At 69.6% G+C, this 19,072-nt stretch carries 18 protein-coding genes and 1 tRNA gene; 10 read left to right on the top strand and 9 right to left on the bottom strand.

The window, feature by feature from the left end:
- Positions 1 to 60 precede the first annotated feature (60 nt).
- Positions 61 to 813 (bottom strand): DUF5324 family protein, encoded by a 753-nt coding sequence (locus OHS57_RS19130; protein WP_328582784.1) that lies wholly within the window; start codon positions 811 to 813, stop codon positions 61 to 63.
- 341 nt (positions 814 to 1,154) lie between these two features.
- On the opposite strand from OHS57_RS19130, the gene OHS57_RS19125 reads away from it, so the two are divergent.
- Together OHS57_RS19125 and OHS57_RS19120 are read left to right on the top strand one after the other, a co-directional pair.
- Complete coding sequence (locus OHS57_RS19125; protein WP_041987443.1) at positions 1,155 to 1,682, top strand: peptidylprolyl isomerase; 528 nt, start codon at positions 1,155 to 1,157, stop codon at positions 1,680 to 1,682.
- Positions 1,683 to 1,840: 158 nt separating this feature from the next.
- Positions 1,841 to 2,743: a rhomboid family intramembrane serine protease gene (locus tag OHS57_RS19120; RefSeq protein ID WP_328582783.1), complete on the top strand. Its 903-nt coding sequence runs from the start codon at positions 1,841 to 1,843 to the stop codon at positions 2,741 to 2,743.
- Between the two features lie 258 nt (positions 2,744 to 3,001).
- On the opposite strand, the gene crgA is transcribed toward OHS57_RS19120, so the two are convergent.
- On the bottom strand, positions 3,002 to 3,259 hold the full coding sequence (gene crgA / locus OHS57_RS19115) for a cell division protein CrgA (protein ID WP_041987448.1): 258 nt from the start codon (positions 3,257 to 3,259) through the stop codon (positions 3,002 to 3,004).
- Positions 3,260 to 3,400: 141 nt separating this feature from the next.
- On the opposite strand from crgA, the gene OHS57_RS19110 reads away from it, so the two are divergent.
- From OHS57_RS19110 to OHS57_RS19090, 5 genes are all read left to right on the top strand, one after another.
- A complete protein-coding gene (locus tag OHS57_RS19110; protein ID WP_443042921.1) occupies positions 3,401 to 4,237 on the top strand; it encodes a DUF881 domain-containing protein in 837 nt (278 codons plus the stop codon).
- A gap of 274 nt (positions 4,238 to 4,511) precedes the next feature.
- Complete coding sequence (locus tag OHS57_RS19105; protein WP_041987450.1) at positions 4,512 to 4,688, top strand: hypothetical protein; 177 nt, start codon at positions 4,512 to 4,514, stop codon at positions 4,686 to 4,688.
- Positions 4,685 to 5,329, top strand: a complete 645-nt coding sequence (locus tag OHS57_RS19100; RefSeq protein WP_041987452.1) for an aminodeoxychorismate/anthranilate synthase component II — start codon at positions 4,685 to 4,687, stop codon at positions 5,327 to 5,329. The genes OHS57_RS19105 and OHS57_RS19100 overlap by 4 nt, the downstream gene beginning before the upstream one ends.
- Entirely contained in the window at positions 5,326 to 6,681 is a 1,356-nt protein-coding gene (locus tag OHS57_RS19095; RefSeq protein ID WP_328582782.1) for a class E sortase, read from the top strand. The genes OHS57_RS19100 and OHS57_RS19095 overlap by 4 nt, the downstream gene beginning before the upstream one ends.
- Positions 6,682 to 6,728: 47 nt before the next feature.
- Entirely contained in the window at positions 6,729 to 7,490 is a 762-nt protein-coding gene (locus OHS57_RS19090; RefSeq protein ID WP_041987454.1) for a class E sortase, read from the top strand.
- A gap of 81 nt (positions 7,491 to 7,571) precedes the next feature.
- Here the strand turns inward: OHS57_RS19090 and pknB are convergent, their stop codons facing one another.
- The 6 genes from pknB to OHS57_RS19060 form a co-directional block, all read right to left on the bottom strand.
- Entirely contained in the window at positions 7,572 to 9,608 is a 2,037-nt protein-coding gene (gene pknB, locus OHS57_RS19085; RefSeq protein WP_328582781.1) for a Stk1 family PASTA domain-containing Ser/Thr kinase, read from the bottom strand.
- Between the two features lie 167 nt (positions 9,609 to 9,775).
- Positions 9,776 to 11,236: a peptidoglycan D,D-transpeptidase FtsI family protein gene (locus OHS57_RS19080; RefSeq protein WP_328582780.1), complete on the bottom strand. Its 1,461-nt coding sequence runs from the start codon at positions 11,234 to 11,236 to the stop codon at positions 9,776 to 9,778.
- Positions 11,233 to 12,645 carry an FtsW/RodA/SpoVE family cell cycle protein gene (locus OHS57_RS19075; RefSeq protein WP_041987459.1) on the bottom strand — a complete coding sequence of 471 codons (1,413 nt, stop codon included), beginning with the start codon at positions 12,643 to 12,645 and terminating at the stop codon, positions 11,233 to 11,235. Before OHS57_RS19075 ends, OHS57_RS19080 begins: the two co-directional genes overlap by 4 nt.
- Positions 12,646 to 12,672: 27 nt before the next feature.
- Positions 12,673 to 14,205 (bottom strand): Stp1/IreP family PP2C-type Ser/Thr phosphatase, encoded by a 1,533-nt coding sequence (locus OHS57_RS19070; RefSeq protein ID WP_041987462.1) that lies wholly within the window; start codon positions 14,203 to 14,205, stop codon positions 12,673 to 12,675.
- A gap of 153 nt (positions 14,206 to 14,358) precedes the next feature.
- A complete protein-coding gene (locus tag OHS57_RS19065) occupies positions 14,359 to 14,874 on the bottom strand; it encodes an FHA domain-containing protein FhaB/FipA (RefSeq protein WP_041987466.1) in 516 nt (171 codons plus the stop codon).
- Between the two features lie 10 nt (positions 14,875 to 14,884).
- Complete coding sequence (locus OHS57_RS19060; RefSeq protein ID WP_328582779.1) at positions 14,885 to 15,742, bottom strand: DUF3662 and FHA domain-containing protein; 858 nt, start codon at positions 15,740 to 15,742, stop codon at positions 14,885 to 14,887.
- A gap of 353 nt (positions 15,743 to 16,095) precedes the next feature.
- Between OHS57_RS19060 and OHS57_RS19055 the strand changes: the two genes are divergently transcribed.
- A tRNA-Leu gene (locus tag OHS57_RS19055) sits at positions 16,096 to 16,179 on the top strand.
- A gap of 105 nt (positions 16,180 to 16,284) precedes the next feature.
- Here the strand turns inward: OHS57_RS19055 and OHS57_RS19050 are convergent.
- Complete coding sequence (locus OHS57_RS19050; protein WP_328582778.1) at positions 16,285 to 16,899, bottom strand: FMN-dependent NADH-azoreductase; 615 nt, start codon at positions 16,897 to 16,899, stop codon at positions 16,285 to 16,287.
- A gap of 143 nt (positions 16,900 to 17,042) precedes the next feature.
- Between OHS57_RS19050 and OHS57_RS19045 the strand changes: the two genes are divergently transcribed.
- Positions 17,043 to 17,393 (top strand): winged helix-turn-helix transcriptional regulator, encoded by a 351-nt coding sequence (locus OHS57_RS19045; protein ID WP_041987472.1) that lies wholly within the window; start codon positions 17,043 to 17,045, stop codon positions 17,391 to 17,393.
- Between the two features lie 179 nt (positions 17,394 to 17,572).
- On the top strand, positions 17,573 to 19,072 hold the full coding sequence (locus tag OHS57_RS19040) for a DUF2252 domain-containing protein (RefSeq protein WP_328582777.1): 1,500 nt from the start codon (positions 17,573 to 17,575) through the stop codon (positions 19,070 to 19,072).

Below are 19,072 nucleotides of genomic sequence, written 5' to 3'. Positions count from 1 at the left end.
CGGTCTCCCGGCGCCATGCGAACGCGCTGTCACCGCGGCGTGTACCACCGCGGCGCACGATCAGGAACGATCCTCCCCATCAGCCTTCCGAGCCGCTGCCTCAGCCTCCGCCTCGGCCTGCTTGGCCTCGACCTCGGGGTCGAGCGGATCCACGACCGTGGCACCGGTACTGCCGTCGACGGACGTCAGCGGAGCGCGGTCGGAGACCTCGGTAGCGGCGGGCGGCTCGACCAGCCAGTCCGGATTGGCCTGCTTGTCCCACCACTTCCACGCGGCGAAGGCACCACCGGCCAGTACACCGACGACGGCAAGGCCCTTGGCCAGCCGGCCGGCCCTGGCCCGGCGCTCGTGCTTGCGCACCAGCTTGTGGATCTCCTTCGCCGTCACCTGTCCGCGCAGCGCGGCCAGGGCGGCAGCGGAACGTGCCGCGGCCTCCTCCGCGACCGGCTGGGCCGTGGCCACGGCCTGCTCGACCCGCGGGACCGTGTAATCAGCGGCCTGACGCGTGTACTCGGCAGCCTGACGGGCCGCCTTACGGGTGCTGACCGCGGCCCGGTGCGCGGCGACATCGACCTTTGGGGGCACATGAGGCGCCACCCTGGCGTCGTACTGAATACGGGCCTGTTTAGCCTGAATACGGGCCTGCTTGGCGGCCTTTGACATTGTCGGGGCGAGCCGTACGCGCGCCTCGTGCGCGTACTGAGCGGCCTGCTCCTTGGCCGTGTCGGCGTAAGGGGCCACCGCTTCCGCGGCGTGCTGCACGCTCTCCTTCGCCGAACCGGTAGCGGCGCGCACGCTGTCCATGCGGGTCACAGGATCATCCTCCTCGGTGGCGTTCGTTATGTCGCCTGTCCACCCTTTTCGAAATCATGCCTGCTGGGCTCGGCCTCGGCATGCCATACGGGCATCCGGGTCATGCCCGTGTTTCCGGCGCGACCTCGGTCACCTCTTCTCCACACCTGTCCGCCGACGGCGGACTCACACACGTCGGTGACCCCGGAATCGCCCGCCGGCCGCGCCCGCGCGTCGCTTCGGCGACCCCTCAGCGCCGTTCCGGCGCCTCTTCGGCGACCCTTCCCGGCCATGCCCGGCCGACCGCCGCACCTTCCGTGCGAGGATCGTGAGAGTCAGTGACGACTCATGGAAGGCACATCGTGGCCGAGCAGCTTTACGCCACCCTGAAGACCAATCAAGGCGACATCGAGATCCGGCTCCTGCCGAACCACGCGCCCAAGACGGTCAAGAACTTCGTGGAGCTCGCCCAGGGCGAGCGCGAGTGGGTCCACCCCGAGACCGGCAAGAAGACCACGGACCGGCTCTACGACGGCACGGTCTTCCACCGCGTGATCAGCGGATTCATGATCCAGGGCGGCGACCCGCTGGGCAACGGCACCGGCGGCCCCGGCTACGAGTTCGGCGACGAGTTCCACCCCGACCTCGCCTTCGACAAGCCGTACCTGCTGGCCATGGCGAATGCCGGCCCGGGCACCAACGGCTCGCAGTTCTTCATCACCGTCTCGCCGACCACCTGGCTGACCCGCAAGCACACCATCTTCGGTGAGGTCAGCACGGACGAGGGCAAGAAGGTCGTGGACGCCATCATCGCCACGGAGACCAACCCGCGCACCGACCGTCCGGTGCAGGACGTCGTGATCGAGTCGGTCGAGGTTGAGACCCGCTGACCGGGCGCTGACGTCCGGTTCTCCGCTTCGGGGAACCATCCCGCCCCGCCCGTCCGTACTGCTTACGTACCGGACGGGCGGGCACGCGGTGCGTGCTGCCCGGCGGGCCGGTACGCAGCGCACGCAGCACCGAGGACCGAGGGGAGCAAGAGGGACCGATGGAGCAGCCGCCCGACGGCCATGGAGGCCAGGACCAGCCCGCCGTCAGCGACGCACCGCCCCGCTGTTACCGGCATCCCGACCGCGAGACCGGCATACGGTGCACCCGCTGCGACCGGCCCATCTGCCCCGAGTGCATGGTCAGCGCCTCGGTCGGCTTCCAGTGCCCGAACTGCGTGCGGGAGGGCTCGGGTACGGGACAGCCGGCGGCCGCGACCCGACCGCGCACCCTGGTCGGCGGGTCCGTCACGGCCGACCCCCGGCTGGTCACGAAGCTGCTGGTCGCGATCAATCTCGTGGTGTTCATCCTGATCCAGGTCGTGGGCACGCGGCTGGCCGACGATCTCGGTCTCGTCGGCTACGCGGCCGACGGGCGCGGCGGGCTCATCGGGGTGGCGGACGGCGAGTACTACCGGCTGTTCACCTCGGTCTTCACCCACGAGGCGTTCCTGCACATCGGCTTCAACATGCTCAGCCTGTGGATGATCGGCGGTCCGCTGGAGGCCGCGCTCGGCCGGGCGCGCTATCTCACGCTCTACCTGGTCTCGGGCCTCGCGGGCAGCGCGCTGACGTATCTGCTCGCCAGCCAGTACCAGCTCACGGTCGGCGCGTCCGGCGCGATCTTCGGCCTGTTCGGCGCGACGGTCGTGCTGGTGCGCAAGCTCAACTACGACATGCGGCCGGTCGTCGCCCTGCTGGTGATCAACCTGATCATCACCTTCGGCTGGGCCGGGATCGCCTGGCAGGCGCATATCGGCGGACTCGTCGCCGGCACGGTCATCGGTGTCGCGATGGTCTACGCGCCGCGCGCCCACCGGGCCCTGCTGCAGTACGGGGCGAGCGGGCTGATGCTGCTGGTGACCGTCGCGATCGTCATCTACAGAACTGCCGCGCTCACCTGATGTGACCGTCAGGGCCGAGCTGAGGCCAGAGTTGTCCACAGAGTGTGCCGGATCTTGTGCAAACTGTGGGGAACATCTGTACCCCTTGTCGCCGATGTGGGTCTGACCAGCGGCGACAAGGGGCGACTGGATCGGCGCGAGGGCCGACGCAGTCACACCGGCGTCAACAAACCGTGGAGTTATCCACAGATCGTCTGACCTTTTCCCCTGCTTGTGGACAGTGCTGTGGATAACTCCACGTCACGCCGGAGAGGCGCGCTACTTCCACTGGGTGGAGAAGCCGAACCCGGCCGCGATGAAGCCGAAACCGACCACGATGTTCCAGTTGCCGAAGGGCTTCAGCGGCAGATCGCCCTCGGTCACGTAGAACAACACGATCCACGCGAGTCCCACGAGGAACATCGCGAGCATGAGCGGTGCCACCCAGCTGCGGTTGGACAGCTTTATGGCGGCCGGCTGCGTCGCCGACGGCGGCGGCGTGAAGTCGGCCTTCTTGCGGATACGTGACTTCGGCACGAGGAACTCTCCTGTCGATGCGCTGCGTGACCGCGCAGGGAATGGAACGGGGTGCCGGGGGCGGAGAACAGGGGGAACACCGGCTCCCCCGGGCGTCCGTTAGCGTAGTGCTTCCGTGGCGCCTAGGGAGATAAGGGTACGTTGACCAATTCCGCCGACTTCCCCGAAGGTCCGGACAAGGCGCGGGACCGCGGCCAGGACCACACCCCGGCGCAGGCCCCCGACCCCGCCCCGGGCCCCTCTCCGGCCCGGCGCGGGCTGCGGCCGGTGCGGCTGCTCACGATCGCCGTCTTCGCGCTGGCCGGGCTGATCTTCGTCACGAGCTTCAACACGGCCAAGGGCACCAACATCCGTACCGACACCTCCCTGCTGAAGCTCTCCGACCTCATCCAGGAGCGCAGCCGCAAGAACGGCGAGCTGGACAGGTCGACCGCCACCGTACGCACGGACGTCGACACCCTCGCCGGACGGGACGACGGCTCCACCGCCGCCGAGGACGCCAAGCTGCGCGGGCTGGAGAACGCCGCCGGTACCCGCAAGCTCACCGGCCGGGCCGTCACCGTCACCCTCAACGACGCCCCGCCGGACGCCACGGCCAACCCCGGCTACCCCGACCCGCAGCCCAACGACCTCGTCATCCACCAGCAGGATCTGCAGGCCGTCGTCAACGCCCTCTGGGAGGGCGGCGCCCAGGGCATCCGGGTCATGGACCAGCGGCTGATCTCCACCAGCGCCGTACGGTGCGTCGGCAACACGCTCATCCTCCAGGGCCGGGTCTACTCACCGCCGTACAAGATCACCGCGGTCGGCGACCCGGACAAGCTCCACAAGGCGATCAACGCGTCACCGCCGATCCAGAACTACCTGCTGTACGTCCAGGCGTACGGCCTCGGCTGGAAGGTCGAGGACGACGGCACGACGACGCTCCCCGGCTACTCGGGCCCGGTCGATCTCCACTACGCGAAGCCCGCGCTGTGACGAACGGCGAACCCCGACGGCTCCCTAGGGCCTCTCGTTCGGATCTTGCCGGGCTCGCGGGGGCTGGTGCCGCGCCTCGCGGCGTTGTCGTCGGTCGGCGACGCTCCGCGTCGCCTCCCTCCTCCGCCTTGCGATCCACGACACCAGCCCCCGCTCCCTGATCCGGCCTGATCCAAACGAAAGGCCCTAGCTGACCCATCGCCGCCCACGTGTCCGTGGCGACCTTTAGTCTGGTGCGGTGCCGCCTGGTGCGGTACCGAACGGAAGGGACAGCATGTACGGCTGGTTCTGGCGACATCTGCCGGGCAACGTGTGGGTGCGGGCGGTCATCTCGCTCGTCCTCGCGCTCGGCGTCGTGTATCTGCTGTTCCAGTACGTCTTCCCGTGGGCCGAGCCACTGCTGCCCTTCAACGACGTGACGGTCGACGGCGGATCGGGGGCCGCAGGATGAGCCCCGCCCGCATCCTCGTCGTCGACAACTACGACAGCTTCGTCTTCAACCTCGTCCAGTACCTCTACCAGCTCGGCGCCGAGTGCGAGGTGCTGCGCAACGACGAGGTGGCGACCTCCCACGCGCAGGACGGCTTCGACGGCGTGCTGCTCTCGCCAGGGCCCGGCACCCCCGAACAGGCCGGTGTCTGCGTCGAGATGGTGCGGCACTGCGCGGCGACCGGCGTGCCCGTCTTCGGCGTCTGTCTCGGCATGCAGTCGATGGCCGTCGCGTACGGCGGGGTCGTCGGCCGGGCCCCCGAGCTGCTGCACGGCAAGACGTCGCCGGTGACGCACGCGGGCGGGGGCGTCTTCGCCGGACTGCCCTCGCCGTTCACCGCGACGCGCTACCACTCGCTGGCGGCGGACCCCGCCGAGCTGCCGGCCGAGCTGGAAGTCACCGCGTGGACGGCCGACGGCATCGTCATGGGCGTACGCCACCGTGAACTGGCCGTCGAGGGCGTGCAGTTCCATCCCGAGTCGGTGCTCACCGAGCACGGCCATCTGATGCTGGCCAACTGGCTGGCGCAGTGCGGGGATCCGGAAGCGGTGGCGCGGTCGGCCGGACTCGCGCCGGTGGTGGGCAAGGCAGTCGTCGCGTGACCGCCCTCCGCCCCGAACACGAAGCCGGGATCGGCGCCGGCGGCCCGTACGAGCCGCAGCAGCCGTACGGGGACGACAACGCGTTCGAGGCGGCCGTCGACGGCCTGGTGGACCCGCTGACCGACCCGCTCCCCGGACAGCGCCCGGCCGCGCGCGCCGCGCAGCCGGGCGGTGGTGGCGGTGGCGGTGGCAAGCACGCCCGTAAGCCGGAGGCCGAGCCGATACCCGCGGCGCCCGCCCAGCCGGCGACACCTGTGCAGCCGGAAGTCCCCGCGCAGCCGGGAGTTCCTGTGCGGCCGGCCGCTCCCGTCCCGCCCGCCGAGCCCGCACCGCCCACTCGCGTCCAGCCCGCCGTGCCCGCCCAACCCGCGCCGCCTGCCCAACCCGCCCCTCCCGTACGGCCCGTGGCGCCCGTGCTGGACGACGAGACCGTCGGGCTGCGTACGGCCGATCTGCGCCGCGCCGTCGAGGCGCAGGAGGCGGCGGACGCCGAGAGCGCCTCCGTGGACGCCGAGCCGCGCCCTGGAGGCCGCGCCGAGCGCCGGAAGGCGGCGAAGGGCGGCCGGGGCCGTCCGCGCCCCCAACAGGCGGCGACAGCAGCCGCCACGGCCGCGGGCGGCGCGCCCGCCCGTCCGCTGTCCCGGGTCGAGGCGCGGCGCGCGGCGAAGGCGCTGAAGGACAGCCCGGGGGTCATCGCCAGCCGCGCCGTCGGTGAACTGTTCATCACCTTCGGCGTCCTGATGCTGCTCTTCGTCACGTACCAGCTCTGGTGGACGAACGTGGCGGCCGACCAGTACGCGGGCAAAGAGGCGAACAAGATCCAGGACACCTGGAAGAACAACAAGGGCCATCCGGCGGGCGTCTTCGAGCCGGGACAGGGCTTCGCCATCATGCACATCCCGAAGCTGGACGTCGTCGTGCCGATCGCCGAGGGCACCAGCAAGTCGAAGGTCCTCGACCACGGGATGGTCGGCCACTACTCCGAGGGCAGCCTCAAGACGGCGATGCCGTCCGACAAGACGGGCAACTTCGCGGTGGCGGGCCACCGCAACACCCACGGCGAACCGTTCCGCTACATCAACCGGCTGAAGCCGGGCGACGAAGTGGTCGTCGAGACGCAGGACACGTACTACACGTACGACGTGACAAACACGCTCCCGCAGACGCCTCCGTCGAACGTCAGCGTGATCCAGCCGGTGCCGCAGGGCTCCGGTTTCACCAAACCCGGGCGGTACATCACGCTCACGACCTGTACCCCGGAATTCACCAGTACCTATCGAATGATCGTGTGGGGCAAGATGGTCGGCGAACAGCCACGCAGCAAGGGCATGCCCGACGCTCTCGTGGACTGACCGCCCGTCGACCGGGCGGACGGACGAATGGGACGGGGACGGTTGCGGTGGCAGCGACGACCGAGAGCGGCGAACAGCCCGACACCGAAGCCGACACCGGTACCGACACCGTCCGCAGGACCCGCGGCCCTGTCGCGACGGTGGTCAGCGTCTTCGGTGAACTGCTCATCACAGCGGGCCTGGTGCTCGCGCTCTTCGTCGTCTACTCGCTGTGGTGGACGAACGTCCTCGCCGACCGCGAGGCCGCCAAGCAGGGCAACCAGGTGCGCCACAACTGGGAGGCGGGCGGCGGCGGGGCCGGCGACAACGGGCCGCCGCCGTTCAACACCAAGGACGGCATCGGCTTCCTGCACGTCCCCTCGATGAAGAACGGCGAAGTCCTCGTCAAGAAGGGCACCGACACCAAGACCCTGAACGAGGGCGTCGCCGGCTACTACGACGCCCCGGTCAAGTCGGCGCTGCCCTGGGACAAGACGGGCAACTTCACGCTGGCCGCGCACCGCGACGGCCACGGCGCGAAGTTCCACAACATCCACCAGGTGGACGTGGGCGATCCGGTCGTCTTCGAGACGAAGGACACCTGGTACGTCTACAAGGTCTACAAGGAGCTGGAGAAGACCTCGAAGTACAACGTCAACGTGCTCGCGCAGGTCCCCGAGGAGTCCGGCAAGACCAAGCCGGGCCGCTATCTCACGCTCACGACCTGCACGCCGATCTACACGTCGGACTACCGCTTCGTCGTCTGGGCCGAGCTGGTGCGCACGCAGAAGGTCGACGCGGACCGCACCCCGCCGCCCGAACTGCGCTGAGCCGCCCGAGTCCAGGTACGACAAAGCCCCGCCGCCCGTCAGGGCGCCGGGGCTTTGTCGTTGCGGTCCGCCGCAGAGGCGCTAGTCCTCGGTGCGGTAGGCGACACCGTTCGGGCCGCCGAAGAAGCCTCCGCCGCCTCCGCCGTTGTCGTCACCGCCATTGCCGCCGTTGTCGCCTCCGCCGCCCGGGGCACCCACGGTGTTCAGCGTCACCTTGGAGCCCTTGGGGGCCTGCTGGCCGGGGCCCGGGGTGCTGTTGATCACAATGGCGTTGTCGTCGCCCGGCTGGCCGGGAGCGACCTCGGCGGTCAGTCCGAGGCTTCCCAGCAGCGCCTTGACCTCGCCCAGCGGCCTGCCCTGGATCTGCTGGTTGGCCGGCAGCGTGACCATTTCCTGCTTCGGGCCCTTGGAGACGTCCAGGGTGACCTTGCTGCCCTTGTCCGCCTTGCTGTTGCCCGCCGGGTCCTGCTTGACGACCTGGCCCGCCGGCTGGTCGCTGTCCACGTCGTTCCTGGCGACCTCGAAGCCGGTCCCCTGGAGCTGGGCCGTCGCGGCGTCGATCTGCTTGCCGACGACCGGGGCCACATTGACCTGGGCCTTCTTCGCGATCTTCAGCGTGATCTCGGAGTTCTTCTCGGCCTGCGCGCCGCCCGCCGGGTCCTGCGAGATGACCGTGCCCGGGTCCTGGTCGTCCGACTCGACCTGCTTCGTGTCGACCTTGAAGCCCTTGTCCTCCAGGATCGAGGTGGCGTTCTCCTCGGTCTTCTCCGTGACGTCGGGCACCTCGATCTTGGGGGCGCCCTCGGAGACGACGACGTTGATCGTGTCACCGGTGTTCATCTTGCCGCTCGCGGGATCCTGGCTGCAGATCGCGCCCTTGGGCTGGTCGCAGCGCTCGGAGCCGGACTGGGCGACCTTCACGTCGGCGTTGGTCGCGAGCGTCTGCGCCTCGCTGAGCGGCTTCCCGACCAGGACCGGCACCGGCACCTGCGCGGTGTCGTCCCCGTCGCCGCTGAAGACGGACTTGCCGATCAGGATCGCGCCGACGAGCACGAGGATGCCCGCGGCCACGAGCAGGATCGTGGAGGTGTTGGACTTCTTCTGGCGGCGCCGGTCGGGCCGGTCGTCGTAGCCCTGGTACCCGCCGTCGTCCGGGTTGGCCGGCGGCAGCATCGACGTCTGGCCCGCCGGGTCGGTGGGCCGCAGCGCCGTCGTCGGCTGGTCCTGCCCGCCGTAGCCGTAGCCGACGGAGCCCATGGCCGCGGTGGCGGCGACGGGCTGGCCGTCGAGGCACGCCTCGATGTCGGCGCGCATCTCGTCGGCCGACTGGTAGCGGTAGTTCGGGTCCTTGACGAGGGCCTTCAGCACGATCGCGTCCATCTCGGGCGTGATCTCGGGGTCGTAGACGCTCGGGGGCTGCGGCTCCTCCCGTACGTGCTGGTAGGCGACGGCGACCGGGGAGTCGCCGACGAACGGCGGTCTGACCGTGAGCAGCTCGTAGAGCAGGCAGCCGGTCGAGTACAGGTCGGAGCGCGCGTCGACCTGCTCGCCCTTGGCCTGCTCGGGGGAGAGGTACTGGGCGGTGCCGATGACGGCGGCCGTCTGCGTCATGGTCATGCCGGAGTCGCCCATGGCGCGCGCGATGCCGAAGTCCATGACCTTGACCTGGCCGGTGCGCGTCAGCATGACGTTGGCCGGCTTGATGTCACGGTGGACGATCTGCGCGCGGTGCGAGTACTCCAGCGCCTGGAGGATGCCGACGGTCATCTCCAGGGTGCGCTCGGGCAGCAGCTTGCGGCCGGAGTGCAGCAGTTCCCTGAGCGTCGACCCGTCGACGTACTCCATGACGATGTACGGGATGGAGACCCCGTCGACGTAGTCCTCACCGGTGTCGTAGACCGCGACGATCGCCGGGTGGTTGAGCGAGGCGGCGGACTGGGCCTCACGGCGGAACCGGGCCTGGAAGGACGGATCGCGGGCCAGGTCGGCCCGCAGCGTCTTCACGGCGACGGTGCGGCCGAGCCGGGTGTCATGGGCGATGTAGACCTCCGCCATGCCACCACGGCCGAGCACCGAGCCCAGCTCGTACCGGCCGCCGAGGCGACGCGGCTCTTCCATAACGTTCCGGCCCTCTCCGTCAGTCCCGACCGCACCGGTGTGTGGTCCGGCGGTGTGCTGTTCGCGCATACGCTACCGGGCACGCCGTGTCCGTTCCGCCGGTGGCGGTGACCCGATATACGACCGGTATCGCAATGTGCAGATATGGGCGTGAGCAGTGACTCGCGTCACTTCTCGCTGTCGATGACCGCCTTCATGACGTCCGTCGCGATGGGGGCCGCGAGACCGCCACCCGAGATGTCGTCCCGGCTGGCGTCGCTGTCCTCGACCACGACGGCCACGGCGACGGGCGATCCCGAACCGGTCTTGGCGTACGAGATGAACCAGGCGTACGGGTTCTGGTCGTTGTTCTCGCCGTGCTGAGCGGTACCGGTCTTGCCGCCCACTGTGACGCCCGGGATCTGTGCGTTGGTTCCCGTGCCCTGCTTGACGACGGTCTCCATGATCGACTGGAGCTTCTGCGCGTTCTCCTGGCTGAGCGGACGGCTCAGCTCCTCGGGCTCGGTCTTGCTGATGAGGTCGAGGTTGGGGGCGCGCAGCTCGTCGACCATGTACGGCTTCATGAGCTTGCCGTCGTTGGCGACGGCCGAGGCGACCATCGCCATCTGCAGCGGGGTGGCGCGGGTGTCGAACTGGCCGATGGAGGACAGCGCCGTCTGGGACGCGTTCGGGTCCTCGGGGAAGACCGAGGCGTCGGCGCGTACCGGCGTGAACTGCTCGGCGTTGAAGCCGAACTTCTTCGCCGTCTCCAGCATCTTGTCCTTGCCGAGCTGCTCGCCGAGGTGGCCGAAGACGCTGTTGCAGGAGACCTCCAGCGCCTTGCGCAGCGTGGCGTTCTTGCAGGGCAGGTTGCCCTCGTTCTTCAGCTCCGTGGTGGTGCCCGGCATGATGTACGGCAGCGGTGAGTCGGTCGGCTTGTCCACGTCGGTGACCATGCCGTGCTCCAGGCCGGCCGCCGCCGTGACCACCTTGAAGGTGGAGCCCGGCGGGTAGGTCTGGCGCAGCGCCCGGTTCAGCATCGGGTCGTCGGGGTTGTTCTTCTTGTCGAGCCCGACCCAGGCCTTCTCGTCGCTGCTGCCCGCGATGGTGGACGGGTCGTAGCTGGGCGTGGAGGCGAGGGCGAGGATCTTGCCGGTCGCCGGGTCGATCGCCGCGACGGCGCCCTTCTTCTTGCCGAGCCCCTCGAAGGCCGCCTTCTGGGCGTCCGCGTTGAGGGTGGTGACGACGTTGCCGCCCTTCTTCTCCTTGCCCGTGAACATGGACATGGTGCGGTCGAAGAAGAGCCGGTCGTCGTTGCCGCTCAGGATGCCGTCGTCGATCTGTTCGAGCTGGTTGGCGCCGTAGACCTGGGAGGCGAAGCCGGTGACGGGCGCCCACATGGCGCCGTCCTTGTAGGTCCGCTTGTACTTGAAGTCGGTGCCGCTCGTCGCGACGGAGCCGGTGATCGGCTTGCCGTCCACGATGATGTTGCCGCGCGGGTGGCTGTACCGCTCGATGCCGGTACGGCGGTTGAGCGCGTTCGTGTTGAGGCTGTCGGCCTGGACGTACTGCACCCAGTTGTCCCGCACGAGCAGAGCCAGCACGAGCAGGGCGCAGAAGATCGCGATCCGGCGGAGGGGCTTGTTCACGGGCGGACCACCTGGGTCATCTCGGCGTCGGAGGTCGGCGCTGGGGCCGGTGCGGGCCTGCGCGCCGTGTCGCTGATACGGATCAGGATGCCGATCAGGCCCCAGTTGGCGATCACCGACGAACCGCCGGCCGCCATGAACGGCATGGTCATACCGGTCAGCGGGATGAGTCCCATCACACCGCCGGTCACCACGAAGACCTGGATGGCGAAGCCTCCGGAGAGGCCGATGGCGAGCAGCTTGCCGAACGGGTCGCGGGCGGCGAGGGCCGTTCTGACGCCGCGCTCCACGATCAGGCCGTAGAGCAGCAGGATCGCCATCGTCCCCGCCAGGCCCAGCTCCTCGCCGACGGTGGAGAGGATGAAGTCGGCGTTGGCGGCGAAGCCGATGAGGTCGGAGTTACCCTGGCCGAGCCCGGTGCCGATGGTGCCGCCGGCGCCGAAGGACATCAGCGACTGGGCGATCTGGTCGCTCTGGGCCAGGGTCTTGTCGGCGAAGGGGTGCAGCCAGGCCTGGACGCGCTGCTCGACGTGCGGTTCGAACGAGGCGACGCTGACGGCGCCGACGGCGGACATCAGCAGACCGAAGACGATCCAGCTGGTGCGCTCCGTCGCGACGTACAGCATGACGACGAAGACGCCGAAGAACAGCAGCGACGAACCGAGGTCGGTCTCGAAGACCAGGATGAGGATCGACAGGGCCCAGACCACGAGGATCGGGCCGAGGTCACGTCCGCGGGGCAGGTACAGGCCCATGAAGCGGCGGCTGGCGAGCGCCAGCGCGTCCCGTTTCACCATCAGGTAGCCGGCGAAGAAGATCGAGATGATGATCTTCGCGAACTCTCCTGGCTGGATGCTGCCGACCCCGGGGATACGGATCCAGATCCGGGCGCCGAACTGGGCGGGGAAGAAGACCGGCAGGATCAGCAGCACCATGGCCACGACCATGGAGATGTACGTGTAGCGCTGCAGGATGCGGTGGTCCTTGAGCAGGATCAGCACGCCGACGAAGAGCGCGACGCCGATCGCGGAGAACAGCATCTGCTTCGGCGCCGAAGGTGAGAACGCCCCGTAGATGTTCTTGGCCCGGTCGATCAGCCGCTGGGACTGGTCGAGCCGCCAGATGAGCACGAGACCGATGCCGTTGAGGAGCGTCGCCAGCGGGAGCAGCAGCGGGTCGGCGTAGCGCGCGAACTTCCGTACGACGAGGTGCGCGACACCGGCGAGGGCGGCGAGACCGAGCGCGTACCCGAGCACCCCCGCCGGCACCTCGCCGTCGAGCGCGAGCCCGACGTTCAGGTACGCGAAGACGGCGATGGCGACGGCGAAGGCGAGCAGGGCGAGTTCCGTGTTGCGCCTGCTCGGAGCTTCGATCGCACCGATGGTGGTGGTGTTGGTGACAACGCTCATGGTGGTGAAAAGGCCCCCTACGGCCGGCTACTGCTTCGAGCAGTTCGAGACCAGCTTCTGCTCTTCCCCGGTGAGGCTGGGGCCTGGAGAGGGAGCTGCTTTCGGCGTGGTGTCGGTGGTGTGGGTGGCGGTATTCGCGCCGGTCGTGCCGGGTTTGGTGGTCGGCTTGGTCGCGCCGGGCTTGGTCGCCCCCGCGGCCACGCCGGCCTCCTGGTCGGCCTTGCGCCGCAGCTCGTCCTTCCGGCAGGCGGAGGCCTGGGTGGCGAGTTCGGCGATCTTCTCGTGCGCGTTGCCGAGGCTGCCCTCGGCGATGGTGTCCTCGACCTGCTTGCGCTGGTACGGCGGCAGGTACTTGAGTTCGATCTCGTCGTGGTCGCTCTCCACCTTCGAGAGCGAGACCCAGGCGAGATCCTGGCTGATGCCCCGGTACAGCGCGACATGCTGCCCGTTGGAGCCGACGAAGTACTGGGTCTGCGTCCAGCGGTAGCCGCCGTACAGACCGCCGCCGACGACGGCGAGGACGAGCACCGTGTACAGCGACCTCTTGAGCCACTTGTGGCCCTGCCGCGGCTTGGTCAGGTCGCCCGCGTACTCGTCGCTGTACGCCCCGAAACCGTCGCCGGACGCCTCGCCGTAGCCGCTGTGCTGGCCGCCGCTTCCGGGCGGGCCGAAGCCGCCTGACGGCTGCGGCGGTACGGCCCTGCCGAGGCCCGCCGCGCGGCCGGCCGGCGTCTGCATCGACGGGTCGTCCTGGCCGGCGTTCAGCTGCTGGTTCTCCGCCACGGCCCCGACGACGACCGGGGTGTCGTTGAGCTGGGCGGCGAGGGTGTCGTTGGAGTCGACGTCGAAGACGTCCGCGACGATGCAGGTGATGTTGTCGGGACCGCCGCCGCGCAGGGCGAGCTGGATGAGGTCCTGGACGGTCTCCTGCGGACCCTGGTAGTCGGCGAGCGTCTCCTCGATCGTCTGGTGGGAGACGACGGCCGACAGACCGTCGGAGCAGATCAGATAGCGGTCACCGGCGCGGACCTCACGGATCGACAGGTCCGGCTCGACGTGGTCGCCGCTGCCGAGCGCGCGCATCAGCAGCGAGCGCTGCGGGTGGGTGGTGGCCTCTTCCTCGGTGATCCGGCCCTCGTCTACGAGCCGCTGGACCCAGGTGTGGTCCTGGGTGATCTGGGTGAGGACGCCGTCCCGCAGCAGATAGGCGCGGGAGTCGCCGACATGGACCAGGCCGAGGCGCTGGCCGGTCCACAGGAGGGCGGTGAGCGTGGTGCCCATGCCCTCCAGCTGCGGGTCCTCCTCGACCATGAGGCGCAACTGGTCGTTGGCGCGCTGCACGGTCGTGCCGAGCGAGGTGAGGATGTCCGAACCGGGGACGTCGTCGTCGAGCTGGACGAGGGTGGAGATCACCTCCGACGAGGCGACCTCGCCCGCGGCCTGCCCGCCCATGCCGTCGGCGATGGCCAGCAGCCGGGGACCGGCGTAGCCGGAGTCCTCGTTGCCTTCCCGGATCATGCCCTTGTGCGATCCGGCGGCGAAACGCAGCGACAGACTCATGCGCACCTCTCCCGTCGGCTCGCCCGTCGACCCCGACTCCGGGGCCAGCCGGTCTCTCGATCGAGCCACACTGCCCACCCTCCGGTCGGGAGCCAGCCCTGGTCCGCTGTCGGGACCGCTGCGGCTCGCTCGCTCCGCTCGCTCATTGTCGTACTACTTCCGCAGCTCGATGACGGTCTTGCCGATGCGGATCGGAGCACCCAGGGGGATCGGGGTCGGGGTGGTGAGTCGGGTCCGGTCGAGATACGTGCCGTTGGTGGACCCGAGATCCTCGACGATCCACTGGCCGTCACGGTCCGGGTAGATCCTGGCATGCCTGGAGGACGCGTAGTCGTCGTCCAGCACGATCGTTGAATCGTGGGCGCGGCCCAGCGTGATGGTCTGCCCCTGGAGGGCCACCGTGGTTCCGGTGAGGATGCCCTCGGAGACGACCAGCTTGCTCGGCGCTCCCCGGCGCTGCCTGTTTCCCCCCTGCTGCTGGCGCTGTTGCGGCGGAGCCGCGTTCTGGCGGGCCTGTTGCGGTCTGGCGTCGCTGTTGCGGCGTGAGCCGCGCTGCGTGACGCGCGTTCCGAACAGGTCGCTGCGGATGACCTGCACGGCCACGATCACGAACAGCCACAAGACGGCCAGGAAACCTAGCCGCATGACCGTCAGGGTCAGCTCTGACATTGCCCCCGCTTCACCCTTCGGCTTGCCGATAAACGATGGTGGTTTGGCCCACGACGATCCGGGAGCCGTCGCGGAGCGTAGCGCGGGTGGTGTGCTGTCCGTCTACCACGATGCCGTTGGTGGACCCGAGATCCTGGATGGTCGAGGGCGTTCCGGCCCGGATCTCGCAGTGCCGGCGCGATACGCCGGGGTCGTCGATCCGCACGTCGGCGTCGGTGCTGCGGCCGAGCACCAGGGTCGGACGGGAGATCTGATGGCGGTTGCCGTTGATCTCGATCCACCGCCGGACCTGGTTGTTCGGCAGCGCGCTCGGCGCCTGTGGCGGCGCCTGCCGGCCGGCCGCGGGCGGCTGGTGGCGGGCGCCGGGCGGCGGGGCCGCCGGCATGGGCGGAGCGGACGGCACGGCGCTGGGCGGATAGCCGTAACCGCCGGGAGCACCGGCCTGCGGAGCAGCGGGGCCGCCGGGGCCGCCGCCGGGTCCTGCCTGCGACGTGCTCGATGCGAGGGTGCGGCTGCGCACCCGGTAGAGCCCGGTGTCGAGGTCGTCGGCCTTCTCCAGATTGACCTTGATCGTGCCCATGAAGGTGTAGCGCTGCTGCTTCGCGTAGTCGCGCACCAGACCGGCCAGTTCGTCGCCGAGCTGGCCGGAGTACGGGCTGAGGCGCTCGTAGTCGGGCGTGCTCAGCTCGACGATGAAGTCGTTCGGTACGACGGTCCGCTCGCGGTTCCAGATCGTTGCGTTGTTGTCGCATTCGCGTTGCAGTGCGCCGGCGATCTCGACCGGCTGGACCTCGGACTTGAACACCTTCGCGAAGGTGCCGTTGACCAGACCTTCGAGGCGTTGCTCGAACTTCTTCAGGACTCCCATGAGGCACCTCCTCGGTAGTTCTCGGCGTCGGTGGCCGGATCGGCGTCGACGCTGTCGCTGTCGTGCTTACTGATCGTATCCACGCGTCGGGAAATCGGCTGGTTCCCCTTGTCTGCCCCGTCGATGAGTGTCACCTCTCACACGGATCGTAGAGGGGGCCTCCTGACAGTGTCCCGCACCCCGGGTGCACTCAGGAGGAGTGGGGGGCGACGGCTCTCCGTTCCCTGTTCCGTGTGCGGACTGCTCAAACAATTGGATGTGAACCCACCCTCCGCTGCGTGCTAATCTTCTCGATGTCGCCAGGAGCGCACACCGGCAAGACCGCAGGTGAAGCACCGGACGGCACACCCAATGCGCGGGTGGCGGAATAGGCAGACGCGCTGGATTCAGGTTCCAGTGCCCGAAAGGGCGTGGGGGTTCAACTCCCCCCTCGCGCACAGATGGAAGCCCCGTAGGTCATCGACCTACGGGGCTTCCTCGTGTTCCGGATCAGGCGTCGCGCGCGATCAGGTGTCGTGCGCGATTCAGGATGTCGCTCGCGATCAGGCGGCGAGGCGGGAGGCGAGGGCCTTGGCCTTCGTCTCGGCGTCCTCGCGGGCCTTGGCGCGGGAGGCCTCGGCGAGCGGGATCAGCTCGGTCATCGCGGGCACGGTGTGGGCCAGCGTCAGCTCGGGGACGATGAACTCCAGGTCGGTGACGCCGAACATGCCGGTCAGGACCTTCTCCAGGTAGTTCTGGACGAACTCGAAGTCCTCGCGCGGGGTGCCGGGGGCGTACGAGCCGCCGCGGCTGGCGACGACGGTGAAGGGGGTGCCGGCGACCGGGCTGTTCTCCCCGGCGTTGTGGCCGTTGATGATGACCAGGTCGAGCCATGCCTTCAGGGTGGAGGCGATCGTGAAGTTGTACATCGGGGCGCCGATCAGCACCGCGTCGGCGGCGGCCAGCTCGTCGGCCAGCTCGGCGCGCAGGGCATGGCCCGCGCCGGCCGAGGCGGCGGCGACGTCGAGGTGGGGCAGCGGGGAAGCGGCGAGGTCGCGGTAGACGACCTTGCCTTCGGGGTGCTGCTCCAGCCAGCTCTTGACGAACACCGAGGTGATGTCACGGGAGGCGGAACCCTCGGGGAAGACGGCGGAGTCGATGTGCAGCAGCGTGGCCATGGGGATCTCCATACGTATGGGAACGGGGGTGGAACGGGATGGAACGGGGGTTGAGCAGTGAGCGGATTTTCCGTTCGTACCTATGGATAACATAGTCGCTTACTTTTTTTCATCCCGGGTCGGGGGACCAGTACTCTGTGGACATGACGGAGCACAGCGAGGGCGCGTGCAAGAAGGTCGACGTAGGGATCTCCCGCGTCTTCGAGCTGTTCGGCAAGCGCTGGACCGGCCCGATCGTCTCCGTCCTCATGCAGCGCGCGGTCCACTTCGCCGAGCTGCGGCGGGCGATCCCGGGCATCAGCGAGCGCATGCTCTCCGACCGGCTGACCGAGCTGGGGGCGGCGGGTCTCGTGCTGCGCGAGGTGGACGAGGGGCCGCCGCTGCGGGTCTCGTACCGGCTGACGGAGGCGGGGTCCGCGATGGAGCCCGCGCTGAAGGAACTCTCGACGTGGGCGCAGTCATATCTGCGCGAGCCGCCGCAGTCGCCCTGCTAGGCCCTGTCCGGCCGGACAGGGCCCAGGCGCGGAGCCGGCGGAGGGCCGGCGGGCTGTGGACAACCGTCTCGACCGGGTTATCCACAGGGGGCGACGGCTGTCCTTGACCGACGGTACGGTCAGGGGCAGTTGATGTTGGTCCGGCGCAGGCCGGCCGAGTACGGGGGAGGCGGCGCGCCATGGGCGAGGTCGAATCGGCGGTGTCCGGGCAGCTGACGGCCGAGCCGCGTGGGTCCGAGCGGCCGACGGCGGGGACGGCGACCGGGACCGGGCGGATCCCGGTGGTGCCCGGTTTCGCACCGCCCACGGCGTCCGGCTCGCCCAAGGCGGCGGGGCGCGAGCTGCGCAGCAGGGTGCCCCGCTCCTCGCACGACTCGGTGGTGTTCGCCGCGGCCCGGCCCGACGCCGTGCGCGCCGTCGAGGAGTCGAGCAGGGGCCGGGTGCCCGGGCTCGCGCCGCTGCGGGTCGGCAGGATGGCGGCGTCGCCCTTCGCCTTTCTGCGCGGCGCGGCGGGGCTGATGGCCCATGATCTGGTCGGCACCCCGGTCACCGGGGTCGCCGCGCAGATCTGCGGTGACGCGCATGCGGCCAACTTCGGCCTGTACGGCGATTCGCGCGGCCATCTGGTGATGGACCTCAACGACTTCGACGAGACCGTGGCGGGTCCGTGGGAGTGGGACGTCAAACGTCTCGCCGCCTCCCTGGTGCTGGCCGGGCGTGAGGCGGGCGCGGACGAGGACAGCTGCCGGGGCGCCGCCCACGACGCGGTGGGGGCCTACCGGCGCACGATGCGGCTGCTGGCCAAACTGCCCGCGCTCGACGCGTGGAACGCGATCGCGGACGAGAAGCTCGTCTCGCACGCGGACGCCCGCGATCTGATGGGCACGCTGGAGCGGGTGTCCGAGAAGGCGCGGAAGAACACCAGCGCCCGGTTCGCCGCGAAGTCGACCGAGGCGGTTCCCGAGGAGGACGGTTCGCCCGGCGGGCGAGGGGCGCGGCGGCGCTTCGTGGACGCGCCGCCCGTGCTGCGCCGGGTGCCGGACGCCGAGGCGGCGGCCGTGGCCGCCTCGCTCGAGGAGTACGTGGGCACCCTCGCCGACGACCGGCTGCCGCTGCTCGCCCGGCACGCGATCCATGACGTGGCGTTCCGCGTCGTGGGCACCGGCAGCGTCGGCACCCGGTCGTACGTGGTCCTGCTGATCGACCACAGGGGCGAGCCGCTGGTGCTCCAGGTGAAGGAGGCGCGCGCCTCGGCGCTGCTGCCGTATCTGGCCGCCGCCGGTTTCCGGTCGCCCTCGGTCGCGCACGAGGGGCGCAGGGTGGTGCTCGGGCAGAAGCGGATGCAAGTCGTCAGCGACAATCTGCTGGGCTGGACCACGGTTGACGGCAGACCGTTCCAGGTACGGCAGTTCAGGAACCGCAAGGGGAGCGTGGACCCGGCGGCGCTGGCGGACGGACAGCTGGACGACTACGGCCGGATGACCGGCGCGCTGCTGGCCAGGGCCCATGCGCACAGTGTCGATCCGAGGCTGGTCGCCGGCTACACCGGCAAGAGCGACGAGCTGGACTCGGCGGTCGCCGCCTTCGCCGTCACGTACGCCGACCGTACGGAAGCGGATCACGCGGAGCTGCTGGCGGCGGTCAGGAACGGGCGGATAGCGGCCGAGCTCGGGGTGTGA

This window comes from Streptomyces sp. NBC_00370 (genome assembly GCF_036084755.1).
Lineage (GTDB): Bacteria > Actinomycetota > Actinomycetes > Streptomycetales > Streptomycetaceae > Streptomyces.
Note: the sequence above shows the minus strand (reverse complement) of the source record. Positions and strands in the feature narration are given on the sequence as shown.

Bases quoted from the DNA above. Each gene is read 5' to 3' on its own strand.
- OHS57_RS19120 (WP_328582783.1), top strand. From the start codon at position 1,841: ATGGAGCAGCCGCCCGACGGCCATGGAGGCCAGGACCAGCCCGCCGTC.
- OHS57_RS19105 (WP_041987450.1), top strand. From the start codon at position 4,512: ATGTACGGCTGGTTCTGGCGACATCTGCCGGGCAACGTGTGGGTGCGG.
- OHS57_RS19100 (WP_041987452.1), top strand. From the start codon at position 4,685: ATGAGCCCCGCCCGCATCCTCGTCGTCGACAACTACGACAGCTTCGTC.
- pknB (WP_328582781.1), bottom strand. From the start codon at position 9,608: ATGGAAGAGCCGCGTCGCCTCGGCGGCCGGTACGAGCTGGGCTCGGTG.
- OHS57_RS19075 (WP_041987459.1), bottom strand. From the start codon at position 12,645: ATGAGCGTTGTCACCAACACCACCACCATCGGTGCGATCGAAGCTCCG.
- OHS57_RS19070 (WP_041987462.1), bottom strand. From the start codon at position 14,205: ATGAGTCTGTCGCTGCGTTTCGCCGCCGGATCGCACAAGGGCATGATC.
- OHS57_RS19065 (WP_041987466.1), bottom strand. From the start codon at position 14,874: ATGTCAGAGCTGACCCTGACGGTCATGCGGCTAGGTTTCCTGGCCGTC.
- OHS57_RS19060 (WP_328582779.1), bottom strand. From the start codon at position 15,742: ATGGGAGTCCTGAAGAAGTTCGAGCAACGCCTCGAAGGTCTGGTCAAC.
- OHS57_RS19050 (WP_328582778.1), bottom strand. From the start codon at position 16,899: ATGGCCACGCTGCTGCACATCGACTCCGCCGTCTTCCCCGAGGGTTCC.
- OHS57_RS19045 (WP_041987472.1), top strand. From the start codon at position 17,043: ATGACGGAGCACAGCGAGGGCGCGTGCAAGAAGGTCGACGTAGGGATC.
- OHS57_RS19040 (WP_328582777.1), top strand. From the start codon at position 17,573: ATGGGCGAGGTCGAATCGGCGGTGTCCGGGCAGCTGACGGCCGAGCCG.